The sequence below is a fragment of the Empedobacter sp. UBA5924 genome, from assembly GCF_002431085.1.
Taxonomy (GTDB): Bacteria; Bacteroidota; Bacteroidia; order Flavobacteriales; family Weeksellaceae; genus Empedobacter; species Empedobacter falsenii_B.
On sequence record NZ_DJDM01000045.1, the window covers coordinates 18,253 to 30,764 of the forward strand.

The window sequence follows — 12,512 nt, forward strand, 5'->3', positions numbered from 1 at the left end:
ATCCTGTTGTTTTTATCATTAAAAAATTAAAACAATGGAAAATCTAAAAAATGAATTTGTCGTATTATTTCGTGAATTAACTGACAACGAATTAATCGAACGCTTTAATCAAAATGTAGGAAACAGTTCTTGGAATTCTGCAAGAAGATGTTATGTCAAAACATTATTCAACGAATTACAATTCCGTAATTTTGATTGCACAACCATAGAAAGAGGAAACACATTTTCGCTTCAACATCATGTAATATTAGTTGAAAATAGATTAGAATATTTAGATTAAATATAAAAAAAGGAAAACTTGATTTAAGTTTTCCTTTATATTTTACGGTAGATAATATTACTTACTCTGCTCTTTTATAAAATCATTAATCGTAACATTTAATCGTTTATTTCGGATATCTTTTTCAAAACGAATTGGTTCAGCAACACGTTCTGCACAGTCTTTCATACCACAATTTTCACACGTAACCGCAACTTCTTTTACAGGAATTGATGGGTCATTCATAAATTTCACTTTACGTTGAGCTGATTTATACAATACACCAATCGTTACGCTTCGTAAATAATTTGGATTGAATGGATCTTTCGTTGCAGAAGAAATTACATAATATTTTTGATTATTATTGAACGGATACAACGAAATTTGTGCAGAAATCTCATGATGATCATCTTGATGTTTTTCCAATTCTTTCAAAACATTTAACGAAACCCAACGACGACAATAATGCTCATCCGTTTCATTTGCTTGTGGCGATTGTTGTTGATTAAGGTGAAGTTCTTTCGTTAATTTATATGAATTTGAACCAACTTTTGCTGACAAACGCAAGAAAAACAAATCACGAATATTAAAATGTTTGGGTAACAAATTTGTCATTCGTTGATAAACCGTTTCAGGTGATTCGGTATATTTTCCAAGAATTTCTTGAAATTTAGACAAATCATGATGCTCTATAGCAAACAAATTCTGCATATCCTTCAACAGTTTTTCTTCTGGTAACAACAAAGCTCCAGCAAAATAAGATGCATAAAAATTGTTTAACAATTGATCAAAATTATCAAAACTTGCCCACGAAAATGTATACAAACGTTCCTTCAAATCAAGATAATTATAGCCTAATTCTTTCGCTAAAATAAATCGTTTTTGATCATTGTCAGAATTAATATTGATATACAACAGCTTTTTCTCTTTGATAAAAATAGAACGTAATTTCGCTAAATCCTTCCCTCCTAACGAAGTGAAATCTTCATAAAGAATGGTATAATTATATTCTTCTTTCAGAATTTCTTCCATCGTTTCATTTTTTACAAAATCTTCTGATTCAATCAAATATTCTTGTAAAAAACTCTTTGCAGATTTTTCAATTTCAGGGAAATAATTATCATTTGCTTCCTGAAAAGACCTCAACGAAGCCAAGAAAAAACTTTCGCGTGTAAGATTGTAATTATTACCTATTTCAATCAACGTAGAAATGAACGCATTTACCTTCATTGGTGCGTTAGAAATGATCTCAATTAAATCTCTTTCTTCAATTCCGAAGAGTTCCAAAGGAATTTCTTGCAATAAATTTGATTGTAGAATCTCAGCGACTGGCGCTAAATTCTTATCCAATTTTAAAGAAACTATCTCATCATAAGGAATTTCCAACGCTTCGGCAAGAGCAACAATTTTATCAGTTTTTGGATATTTTTTACCTTTTTCGATCTCATTCAAATACGATTTCGAAAGTCCAGTTAACTTAGATAACTTAAACAATGACAAATCTTTAGCCATTCTTACTTGTTTTAGTTTTAACCCAAAAATTAATTTAATGTATTCTTCTTGCATAATTTTTTCAAAAATATTTGGTAAATGTAAACGAATTTTTATAATTTAGCGAACGTTCGCTGGAAGTAAAATTCCGCTCGAATAACCAAAACCAAAATTACAACAAAAACACAAAAAATGGATACTATTACAAGTGAATTAAAATTATCGCAGAATAAGCTGGATAGTTATCCAGATGTTTTGACAACCGAAGTGGTTAATTTTTTAACAGCTTTACACAAAAATTTCAACGAAAGACGTTTAGAACTTTTGGCGAATCGACAAGAAAGACAAATCTTTTTTGATTTGGGTAATTTTCCAACTTTTTTGTCAGAAACAAAAGAAATCAGAAATGGCGATTGGACAGCAGCTCCTATTCCAGCTGATTTACAAGACAGACGCGTTGAGATAACTGGTCCTGTTGACCGTAAAATGGTAATTAACGCGTTAAATTCAGGCGCTAATACATTTATGGCCGATTTTGAAGATAGTAATTCTCCCACATGGGATAACAATCTTCAAGGACAACAAAATTTAAGAGATGCAGTAGATGGTACTATTTCATTCGAAAATAATGGAAAAAAGTATCAATTAAACGAAAAGACTGCTGTCTTGCTTGTAAGACCGAGAGGTTTACATTTGAATGAAAAGAATATCATAATAGATAAACAAGAAATATCAGGCTCACTATTTGACTTTGGTTTATATTTTTTCCATAATGCACACACGTTACTTTCCAAGCAAAGTGGGCCTTATTTCTATCTTCCTAAATTAGAACATCACCTAGAAGCACGCTGGTGGAACGATGTTTTTGTTTTCGCACAAAATTATTTAAACATTCCACAAGCTACGATTAAAGCTACAGTTTTGATCGAAACTATAACAGCTTCTTTTCAGTTAGATGAAATTATTTACGAATTAAAAGACCACATCGCAGGGCTAAACTGCGGTCGTTGGGATTATATATTTTCTTATATCAAAAAATTTAAGAAACACCCAAATTTTATTGTTCCAGATCGTTCACAAGTTACGATGACTTCGCCTTTTATGGCTGCATATTCGCAAGCAGTTATCCAACGTTGTCATAAACGAAACATACATGCAATTGGTGGAATGGCTGCTCAAATTCCGATTAAGAATGATGAAAAAGTCAATGAAATTGCCTTTGAAAAAGTGAAGAATGATAAACTTCGCGAAGTAAAAAATGGACACGATGGAACGTGGGTTGCGCATCCTGCTTTGGTAAAAGTCGCAAAAGATATTTTTGACGAATATATGCCACAAGCTAATCAAATTTCCAATAAGCGAGAAGATGTTGTAACAACTGCCGAGGCTTTGTTAGAATTGCCAAAAGGAACAGTTACAAAACAAGGAATTAGAGACAATATTAATGTCGGAATTTTATACATCGAAAGTTGGTTATCTGGAAAAGGAGCCGCAGCTTTATATAACTTAATGGAAGACGCAGCAACAGCAGAAATCTCTCGTACGCAGGTTTGGCAATGGTTAAGCCAGTCGATTACGTTAGAAAACGGATGCGAATTTAACAGTGACAAATACAAAAAATTAAGAGCCGAAGAGGTTCAAAAAATAAAAAAATTAGTTGGTGAGGAAAACTATTTGAACGGAAGATTTGAAGAAGCTATTTCAATCTTTGACGAATTAGTTTTATCGCACAAGTTTACCGAATTTTTAACATTAGAAGCCTATAAGTATATTGATTAAGCCCTTATAACCAGACACACACAAAAAGAAATACACACACAACACACATTCATAAACAAAACACAAAAAACACAATTATGAGCAATCAAGAAAGAATTCAAAAGATTCGGCAGGATTGGGAAACTAATCCACGCTGGACAGACATTGTTCGTCCTTATTCAGCAGAAGATGTAATTCGATTAAGAGGTTCTTTGGACATCGATTACACCTTAGCAAGATTAGGGGCTAAGAAACTTTGGGAAGGTTTGAATTCAAAACCATTTATGGCGGGTTTAGGTGCTTTAAATGGTAATCAAGCCATACAAGAAGTACAAGCTGGTTTAGATGCAATCTATCTTTCGGGATGGCAAGTTGCTGCAGATGCAAATCTTTCGGCAGAAATGTATCCAGATCAATCATTGTATCCAGCCAATTCGGTTCCAATGGTGATAAAGCGTATTAATAATGCGTTGCGTCGTCGCGATGAAATACAATCTGTTACCCAACAAGGAAACATTGATTATATGGTACCGATTATTGCCGATGCTGAAGCTGGATTTGGAGGAAACTTGAATGCTTATGAATTGATGAAACAAATGATAGAAGCTGGTGCTGCTGGCGTTCATTTCGAAGATCAATTGTCATCAGCCAAAAAATGTGGTCATCTTGGAGGAAAAGTTTTAGTTCCGACACAAGAAGCGATTAACAAATTGGTTGCAGCGCGTTTAGCAGCAGATGTTTGCGGCGTTCCTACTCTATTGATTGCCAGAACTGATGCAGAAGCTGCGAATTTGATTACTTCGGATATCGATGAAAGAGATCAACCTTTTATTATACAAGGAAGTAGAACTTCTGAAGGTTTTTACAACGTGAGAAATGGCTTGGAACAAGGAATTAATCGAGGTTTAAGCTATGCGCCTTATGCTGATTTAATTTGGATGGAAACATCTAATCCAGATCTTGGAATGGCAAGAGAATTTGCACAAGCGATTCGAGAAAAATATCCAAATCAGATGTTAGCTTATAATTGTTCGCCTTCATTTAATTGGGCAAAACATTTAACAGAAGCTCAAATGGAAACATTTCGCGAAGATTTAGCTGAAATGGGGTACAAATTCCAATTCATCACTTTAGCAGGTTTCCATGCGATGAATACCTCTATGTTCGAGTTATCGAGAGCTTACAAAGCCAAAGGAATGGCGGGATACTCGGCATTACAAGAAAGAGAGTTTGCGTTACAAGAAGAAGGTTTTGCAGCTGTAAAACACCAATCTTTTGTAGGAACACAATATTTCGATTACGTACAAAACACAGTGCAACAAGGCATTTCATCTACTACAGCTATGGCTGAAAGTACGGAAGCCGCACAATTCTAATACATACTTTTCAATTAAAAAGGACGTACCGCAACTACGTCCTTTTTTATCTTAATTAATTTTACTAATTACAAAAACTTTTCCATTCATTTCAAAAGTATCTTGTTCCGATTTTCCAACCAAGATTCTAGCCAAAGGAGTTTGAGTTGATAGGACAAATATCTTTTTATTCTCGAAAATAATTTCCCCAAAACTACACGCCATACAGAAATTTCCCATCGTAGTTTCAACATAACTACCTAAACCAATGGTTTTGTTCTCCATAATTTTTATTTTAGAAAACACGTCTTGCTGAATTAAAACTTCATTCAATTGATTTTGAATTCGAGTAATTTCCTGTTGCATCATTTCGCGCGACGTTTCATACTTATCACCCATACTACTTTTAGTATCGTTGTTTGAAGCACGTAAATCGTCAATCAAACCATTCAAATACGTTATTTTATCTTCGATTTGTTGTGCTATAAATTGATATAATTCTGCTTTCATTTCTTTCAATTAAATTGTTTGAGGCTTATTCTTAAATCTCAGCATGTAAATGGTTCCCAAAAGACAGATAAATGCCGAAACATAAATCACCATCGGAATGCGATCCAAATAATCCTGAAAATACCAACCCGCACACAATGCTCCAAGTCCTATCCCCGCTTCCATCGCAATATACATTGTTGCCATCGCCTTTCCACGTTCATCAGGTTTACTAAAATCTATTGTCCAAGCATTTAGTGCAGGTGAAAGAATTCCGGTTGAAATTCCATACATCAACCCCCCTAAAATCAACCCTATTTTTGCATCAATAGAAGCCAAAAGTACCAATGCAATAATCAATAAAACTAAGCCTAATTTTATCACCAACACACGCCCTTTTTGGTCAGATATCTTACCTGCAAAGAAACGAACCATCATAGATGATATTGTAAATACCATAAAGAAAACCCCTTTATTTTGAAAACCTAAATGTTCGGTCCAATCTGGAATTAATGTCAATATAGAACCATAAGCAACATACGAAAGAAACGTAATCAATGCCGCTGGCAAAGCTTCTTTTGCAAAAACATCTTGCTTCGAAATCTTTAATAATCCGAACGAAAATTTTTGTTTATTTTGCAAGGTCTCTTTCATATTGAATAAAATCAATATCGATAATAATGCAAAAAACGAAGACGTAAAAAACATCACATTAATCGATGTATATAATGTAATTGTACTTCCCAATGCAGGTCCAATTGCCATTCCGATACTGAAACAAATTCCGTGCAAGCCCAATGCTTCGCCCCAACGTTCGCGCGGAATAATATCTGCAATATAAGCTGCTGTTGCAGTGGGTTTGAAACCTGTCGAAAAGCCGTGTACCAATCTCAAAAATAAAAAACCTGAAACGGTTGTTAAAACAGGATATAAAATTCCGCACACAAAACAGACTATAGAACCGACTGCCATAATAGGTACCCGCCCCACTTTATCGGTTAATTTTCCACTAAAAGGTCTCGAAATCCCCGCTGTTAGTGTAAATAATGCAATAATAAATCCTTTATATTCTGCTCCACCCATGCTACTTAAATAAGCAGGTAGCTCGGGAATCATCATATTAAAACTCGCTGAAAACAACAACGAACTCAAACACATTAAAATAAAATGGAGATTATAAACGGGATCTAAATTTAATTTTTTATTAATGGCAGAAAACATAACGGATTTTTTGCAAAGGTAATTTATCTTAACCGAAACAAACTACACAATCCAAAAGTATTACTTGTTACAAAAAATCACTACATCATTCAACATTGTTAGCCGATATTTCATTGATTATATTCATGAAATTTCTTATTTAAGAACTACTTAGTTGATATGAAAATAACTTTTACATTAGAATACAGTTAAAATACCTTATTGTATTTAATTACTTACTAAACAATTCTTATTTTTGCTATATCAATTCTACTACCCTAAAAAAACGATCTAACCAACTATTATTTTCAAGCATGAAAAACTATGAAAACCTAAAAGAGACCTTGTCTTTTTATGGCGTAAATTGTAATAAACTATATTATATCTCATCAGGAAATCCAATTTTTGCTTTTCCTGAAAGATCATTTCGAATCGACTTTTATGCTTTTTGTATTTGTTTATCTGGCTCAATAGAAGTTGAGATAGATTCTCAGAAATATTGTATTACTCAAAATGAATTCTTAATTTCTGCTCCTTCTACTGTTTTAAAAATTCTAGATACTAGCTCTAATTTCAGAATGAAATTGTTATTTTTTGAGAAAAATTTTCTCCTTAAAAACATTTCTAATCCTTTCTTTATTGATAAACTTAATTTGTTTACACATCAAAACTTTACAGTTTGTAAGGCAAATAAAAAAGAAGCGAATCATCTTTTTATGCTAATTAATTATCTTCAAGAGCAACGAGAAAGAAATGTTTTGTTCTTAGAAGATATTATTCGATCGATTATTTTCACTTTACTACTTGAATCTGCCTCTATAATTGCTGAACAATATTCAAAAGAAAATAAAAATCATTCTCGCGAAATCAGCACTCTATTTTGTAAGTTCACACAACTTGTACAAGAAAATGTTATCGCTCACAAAGACGTACAGTTTTATGCAGATCAATTATTTATTACAAATAAATATTTGATTCACCTTGTAAAAAAAGCAACTAAGAAAACTCCACATGTTATTATTGACGAATATTTATTAAAAGAAGCGTATGTTTTGCTTGGTTATTCAGAGAAAACAATTGTCCAAATAGCATTAGATCTAGGTTTCAACTCTTCTTCATCTTTTGGTCGGTTTTTTAAAAAATACACTTCAATTTCTCCTCAACAATATAGAAAACAACAACATATATAAAAAAAGAAATTTGGGATACAAATGACGAATTTCGGGATACTTTAGAAAAATAATAAAGCGTAATTTTATTCTAGAATCTTAAAAAAAATAATTATGGATAAAGTTACTTCAAAATTTGACAACGTTTTAAATCATTCTACTATCTACGGAAATATTGATCATCAACCAGATGCGAGTAAAGAAACACCAAGAAACACTCCAGAAAAATCTTATCCTTTCTCTGATCAGATAGGAAATTACCAACGTAATAAAGGAATTCCTACAAAATCTTATAAGGACAGTAAGGTATATATTGTGGGAAGTGGTATTGCAGGTTTAGCTACTGCTTATTATTTTATTAGAGACGGACATTTCACTCCAGAGAACATCATATTTATAGAACAACTTCAGGTCGAAGGAGGTTCGTTAGATGGAGCTGGAAATGCAAAAGATGGTTACATAATTCGAGGAGGTCGAGAAATGGATTGTACCTACGAGAATTTATGGGATATCTTCCAAGACATTCCTGCATTAGAGTTACCAGAACCTTATAGTGTTTTAGACGAATATAGATTAGTAAATGATAATGATTCTAATTATTCTATTGCACGTTTAATTCATGAAAAAGGGAAAGTAAAAGACTTTAGTAAATTTGGTTTAAATAAGAAAGATCAATTAGCTATTATCAAACTTTTGTTAAAGAAAAAAGAAGAGTTGGATGATATAACGATTGAAGATTATTTTAATCAATCATTCTTAGAAAGTAATTTCTGGACATTTTGGCGTACAATGTTTGCCTTTGAGAATTGGCATAGTTTACTAGAATTCAAATTATATATGCATCGCTTTTTACATGCGATTGATGGTTTAAATGATCTTTCTTCATTGGTGTTCCCTAAATACAATCAATACGACACTTTTGTTACGCCATTAGGTAAATGGTTAAAAGAAAAAGGAGTAAAAATTCAGTTAAATACACTGGTTAAAGATTTAGATTTATTAATTAATACAGAAGGAAAAGTAGTCAAAGGAATTATAACAGAACAAGATGGACAAGATGTAATTATTCCTGTTACACCAAATGATTATGTTATTGTAACTACTGGTTCTATGACTGAAGATACTGCGTATGGAGATAATACAACGGCACCAGTTTTAGCGATAGATAATAATACTAGTGGTCAAAGTGCAGGGTGGAAACTATGGAAAAACCTTTCTGCTAAATCTCCTGTTTTTGGTCGTCCAGAAAAATTTTGTGGGAATATTGAAAAATCTTCATGGGAATCTGTTACTTTAACTTGTAAACCTTCTGCATTAGTAGAAAAACTAAAAGAATATTCTGTTAATGATCCATATTCAGGTCAAACTGTTACAGGTGGAATTATTACCATTACAGATTCTAATTGGTTAATGAGTTTTACTTGTAATCGTCAACCACATTTTCCTACACAACCAGATGATATTTTAGTTCTTTGGGTTTATGCATTATTTATGGATAAAGAAGGAAACTACATCAAGAAAACAATGCCTACTTGTACAGGAAACGAAATCCTAACAGAATTATGTTATCATTTAGGAATTGAAGACCAAATAGATGACGTTATTGAGAATACAATCACTCGTTCTGCTTATATGCCTTACATCACATCTATGTTTATGCCTAGAGCAAAAGGAGACCGCCCACAAGTAGTTCCAGATGATTGTAAGAATCTAGGTTTAGTAGGTCAATTTGTAGAAACCAATAACGATGTAGTTTTCACAATGGAAAGTTCTGTTCGTACCGCACGTATTGCAGTTTATGAATTACTTAATTTAAATAAGCAAGTTCCAGACATTAATCCATTACAATACGACATTCGTCATTTATTAAAAGCAACTAAAACGTTGAACGATGATAAACCATTTATGGGTGAAGGTTTATTGAATAAAGTTTTAAAAGGAACTTATTTTGAACATATTCTACCTATTGGATCAGATTCTCCACAAGAGGAAGAGGAAAAAGAATCTTTTCTATTAGAACAATTTGGTAAATTCAAAGAATGGGTAGGACATTTTAGAGGTTAAAATCACTATCACTTCAATCCTGAATACCAATGCTATAAAACCAATAAAAGCTTCTAAATCACTAAAGATTTAGAAGCTTTTTGAGTATTATTATATTTTTTTCTATTTAAAAAATATAACAGCTTTTATTAGTAAATATTAGCTATAGTGATATTATTATTGAATTATTAAAGGTTTTATTTCAAATTCTGATTCAATATTTTCCTTTAATTTTAGAAATTCTATTGTATGCATACTATGCAAATCAACATCAGTTAATCCAAATGGTCCATTTTCTCAGTAATATATAGTCCATTTTCAAGCTCAATTATTGCTTTCTCCATTTCATCAAGTTCATTTTCGAAATATTTAAAATGCTAATTAATGATTTTTAAATTTAAAATTAATTCTATTGGTTTAGATTCAACTTTCCTTGCTAATTCAAACTTTTTTAAAGTTTCACTTTCATTCCATTCTTCTGTTGGAAAGTAAGGAATTTGAATTAGTTTATCATTATCAATTTTTATAAAAGACTCAAACTCCTGTAATACATATTTATTTTCTGGGTTATAACAATATTTTATTTCGGTTATAATTTTTCCAATACTATCAGTCAGGGTCATTTTACAAAATTAAACTTAACAATATTTCTTTACAAGAATAAACAAAACCTGTTTTACAAAAAAGTTGTCATTTCTATATTTCATTCAACAACATTCCAATATACAAAATCTCAACCACTCACAACACCTCATAAAAAAAGCTCTTATCAAAGAGCCATTTGGTTAAAGAACTGTTTTGGATAATAAAATTTATTTCCAAATTTTATATAAGGAATCTTATTCGTTTTCCTCATCCTATACAACGTTTTGTCACTCACGTTAAGCAAACTTTTTAGGTCTGCGTTATCATAGAATTTCTGATTTTCTTCTAATAGTAGAAAAGTTTTTTGGAATTCTATCAGCAGGAGCTTCATATCCTTTAATGCCTCTCCATCGTTTTGTAAAAATAAATCATTTTTCATATATTTAGTTGATGTTAAGATGTACTAATTTATAAAATAAATACTTAATAACCAAATATTTAACAAACAAACAATATTCCTTTACACGAAATCTAGCTATCACCCTACTTTTTGTAGAGTACTCAAATCGATTATGTTCGACAATAAACCAATGTATCGTTGAACAGTTTTAGGATTAAAACCATAAATACAAGCAAGGTTCTCCCAGAATTTTACACCAAACATAAAGTTGAAAAAAAAACACATATTCACTTTGCAAAAAAAATACCACATAGAAACATAGAACCAAATGATTTTGCTTTCCAATTAGTAGTCTACCTATTCGTATTTTCAACTAATTTTTACAAGCCATCACAACTAAAACTATGTTTCTATGTGGTCAAAATAAATTTGAACAACATCTATAAAATTCTATTTTCGATACGATTCTTCTTCACTCTTCTACGCCGTTAAACAAAGTATTGTACCGAAAAATCACTCCAATCAACGAACTTCATTTTACTACTACCTCACTACTACCTTTACACAACCATATACTCGCCAAGATAAATACTGGTACTCGCCATAGCCTTTGTTTCACTATTCAGAAACGCCCAAAAATTCACTTTTTTGCCATTGTAATACGTTGGTAAAGTAACATCTATAATCATAGAATCACGAGTTACAACATTCTGAAACACTTCGAACGAATTTAGTTCCTCGCAATAACAAACAAGATTCACAAAATCCGAAGGTTGCGCATTGCCTTGCCCAGAATTATCTTCCCAATTCATTTGGAAACTATCCCCACCTGCCGTCTCTATCGTAGGTTGTAAAAAGCCAACCAAATCGCCTTTCGACACCAATACACGCTCTAATACAATAACAGGTAAACCATTCTCCATTTCCAATGCATTGTTCAGCATATAAGAAGTCGCGATGTTGTAGCGCGATTTTAGCCCGACTCTATTCCCAAAATATAAATTAAGAATAAGACGAATTGGTTGCAAAAAACCAATAATTTTCTTAAATTTGATTTGTTGCATCAATTGCAAATCAGTAGGTTGGCTTTTAGATTTTTTTGGCAAACTACGGATAATGTCTTTGCCGCGCCAATTAACGCCTACTACAGTTCCTACTTTTCCTGAGAATCCACCAAGGATTCCTTTTTTAATTTCTGCCATAATTGCAAGTTTTTATTGTTAATATTCATAAAGTTAGCAACAGAAACAACACCATTTACAAAAACACAATTTTGTGCCCGCATTTGCCCTGCTCTGCCCGCATTTGTCCACTTTTGTCCAGTTGCTTTTTACACAATAATAGTAATATAACAAAATAAAAACCTCGCTAACCTCCTATTTATAAGAGCTAGAGAGAAGTTGAATTTTTGGTCAATTTTGGTCTTGTTCGACCATTGTTCGACCATTGTTCGACGAATCTTCGGAAAAACGGCATTCTCGTCGAAGAACGGTCGAAGAAAACACGAACAAAAGTGGGAGGAAATTGAAATTGTAAAAATAAAATGATGCAAGAATACTTTGTTTCGCTATCCATACATTCATTATTACATTCTACATCAAATTACTTCGTGATACATGAATTTTGTTTTTATAAGTATCTTATTTACAAAAAAATAATTATATTTGCTTCTAATTTTACGAAATGCGGATATAGTTGATTTTTTACGAAACAAAAGCTAGATCAGTTTCGTGAAAAAACAATGTTGAACTAAACCTCCAGTA

The 12,512-nt window shown here is 32.1% G+C and carries 11 protein-coding genes; 5 read left to right on the forward strand and 6 right to left on the reverse strand.

The features are described 5' to 3' along the window. Window positions 1-34 precede the first annotated feature (34 nt). Entirely contained in the window at window positions 35-280 is a 246-nt protein-coding gene (locus B3792_RS12535; protein WP_291067072.1) for a hypothetical protein, read from the forward strand. A gap of 57 nt (window positions 281-337) precedes the next feature. Here the strand turns inward: B3792_RS12535 and B3792_RS12540 are convergent, their stop codons facing one another. After that, a complete protein-coding gene (locus B3792_RS12540; protein WP_115001152.1) occupies window positions 338-1,825 on the reverse strand; it encodes a helix-turn-helix domain-containing protein in 1,488 nt (495 codons plus the stop codon). Between the two features lie 117 nt (window positions 1,826-1,942). Between B3792_RS12540 and aceB the strand changes: the two genes are divergently transcribed. Both aceB and aceA read left to right on the forward strand, forming a co-directional pair. Continuing rightward, the gene (gene aceB / locus B3792_RS12545; RefSeq protein ID WP_291069742.1) at window positions 1,943-3,529 is read left to right on the forward strand and encodes a malate synthase A; all 1,587 of its coding nucleotides are present in this window, start codon (window positions 1,943-1,945) and stop codon (window positions 3,527-3,529) included. Window positions 3,530-3,606: 77 nt separating this feature from the next. Continuing rightward, window positions 3,607-4,884 (forward strand): isocitrate lyase, encoded by a 1,278-nt coding sequence (gene aceA, locus B3792_RS12550; protein WP_349679441.1) that lies wholly within the window; start codon window positions 3,607-3,609, stop codon window positions 4,882-4,884. Window positions 4,885-4,935: 51 nt separating this feature from the next. On the opposite strand, the gene B3792_RS12555 is transcribed toward aceA, so the two are convergent. Both B3792_RS12555 and B3792_RS12560 read right to left on the reverse strand, forming a co-directional pair. Then, a complete protein-coding gene (locus tag B3792_RS12555; RefSeq protein WP_291069744.1) occupies window positions 4,936-5,373 on the reverse strand; it encodes a hypothetical protein in 438 nt (145 codons plus the stop codon). A gap of 9 nt (window positions 5,374-5,382) precedes the next feature. Continuing rightward, window positions 5,383-6,573, reverse strand: coding sequence for an MFS transporter (locus B3792_RS12560; RefSeq protein WP_219034463.1), 1,191 nt, complete (start codon window positions 6,571-6,573; stop codon window positions 5,383-5,385). 293 nt (window positions 6,574-6,866) lie between these two features. Here B3792_RS12560 and B3792_RS12565 point away from each other — a divergent pair, with 293 nt between their 5' ends. After that, window positions 6,867-7,742, forward strand: coding sequence for an AraC family transcriptional regulator (locus B3792_RS12565; protein ID WP_291069746.1), 876 nt, complete (start codon window positions 6,867-6,869; stop codon window positions 7,740-7,742). A gap of 93 nt (window positions 7,743-7,835) precedes the next feature. After that, a complete protein-coding gene (locus B3792_RS12570) occupies window positions 7,836-9,785 on the forward strand; it encodes an oleate hydratase (protein ID WP_291069748.1) in 1,950 nt (649 codons plus the stop codon). A gap of 356 nt (window positions 9,786-10,141) precedes the next feature. On the opposite strand, the gene B3792_RS12575 is transcribed toward B3792_RS12570, so the two are convergent. The 3 genes from B3792_RS12575 to B3792_RS12585 all read right to left on the reverse strand — a co-directional run bounded on the left by B3792_RS12575 (window position 10,142) and on the right by B3792_RS12585 (window position 11,951). Beyond that, a complete protein-coding gene (locus B3792_RS12575; protein WP_291069750.1) occupies window positions 10,142-10,387 on the reverse strand; it encodes a hypothetical protein in 246 nt (81 codons plus the stop codon). Window positions 10,388-10,533: 146 nt separating this feature from the next. Beyond that, window positions 10,534-10,788 (reverse strand): helix-turn-helix domain-containing protein, encoded by a 255-nt coding sequence (locus B3792_RS12580; protein ID WP_312067372.1) that lies wholly within the window; start codon window positions 10,786-10,788, stop codon window positions 10,534-10,536. A gap of 521 nt (window positions 10,789-11,309) precedes the next feature. Continuing rightward, a complete protein-coding gene (locus B3792_RS12585; protein WP_115001161.1) occupies window positions 11,310-11,951 on the reverse strand; it encodes a DUF6266 family protein in 642 nt (213 codons plus the stop codon). Between the last annotated feature and the right edge of the window lie 561 nt (window positions 11,952-12,512).

What these genes read in the sequence shown, in the direction of transcription:
- B3792_RS12570 (WP_291069748.1), top strand. Translation starts at nt 7,836, where the DNA reads ATGGATAAAGTTACTTCAAAATTTGACAACGTTTTAAATCATTCTACT.
- B3792_RS12540 (WP_115001152.1), bottom strand. Translation starts at nt 1,825, where the DNA reads ATGCAAGAAGAATACATTAAATTAATTTTTGGGTTAAAACTAAAACAA.
- B3792_RS12580 (WP_312067372.1), bottom strand. Translation starts at nt 10,788, where the DNA reads ATGAAAAATGATTTATTTTTACAAAACGATGGAGAGGCATTAAAGGAT.
- B3792_RS12535 (WP_291067072.1), top strand. Translation starts at nt 35, where the DNA reads ATGGAAAATCTAAAAAATGAATTTGTCGTATTATTTCGTGAATTAACT.
- B3792_RS12585 (WP_115001161.1), bottom strand. Translation starts at nt 11,951, where the DNA reads ATGGCAGAAATTAAAAAAGGAATCCTTGGTGGATTCTCAGGAAAAGTA.
- aceA (WP_349679441.1), top strand. Translation starts at nt 3,607, where the DNA reads ATGAGCAATCAAGAAAGAATTCAAAAGATTCGGCAGGATTGGGAAACT.
- B3792_RS12555 (WP_291069744.1), bottom strand. Translation starts at nt 5,373, where the DNA reads ATGAAAGCAGAATTATATCAATTTATAGCACAACAAATCGAAGATAAA.
- B3792_RS12565 (WP_291069746.1), top strand. Translation starts at nt 6,867, where the DNA reads ATGAAAAACTATGAAAACCTAAAAGAGACCTTGTCTTTTTATGGCGTA.
- B3792_RS12560 (WP_219034463.1), bottom strand. Translation starts at nt 6,573, where the DNA reads ATGTTTTCTGCCATTAATAAAAAATTAAATTTAGATCCCGTTTATAAT.
- aceB (WP_291069742.1), top strand. Translation starts at nt 1,943, where the DNA reads ATGGATACTATTACAAGTGAATTAAAATTATCGCAGAATAAGCTGGAT.
- B3792_RS12575 (WP_291069750.1), bottom strand. Translation starts at nt 10,387, where the DNA reads ATGACCCTGACTGATAGTATTGGAAAAATTATAACCGAAATAAAATAT.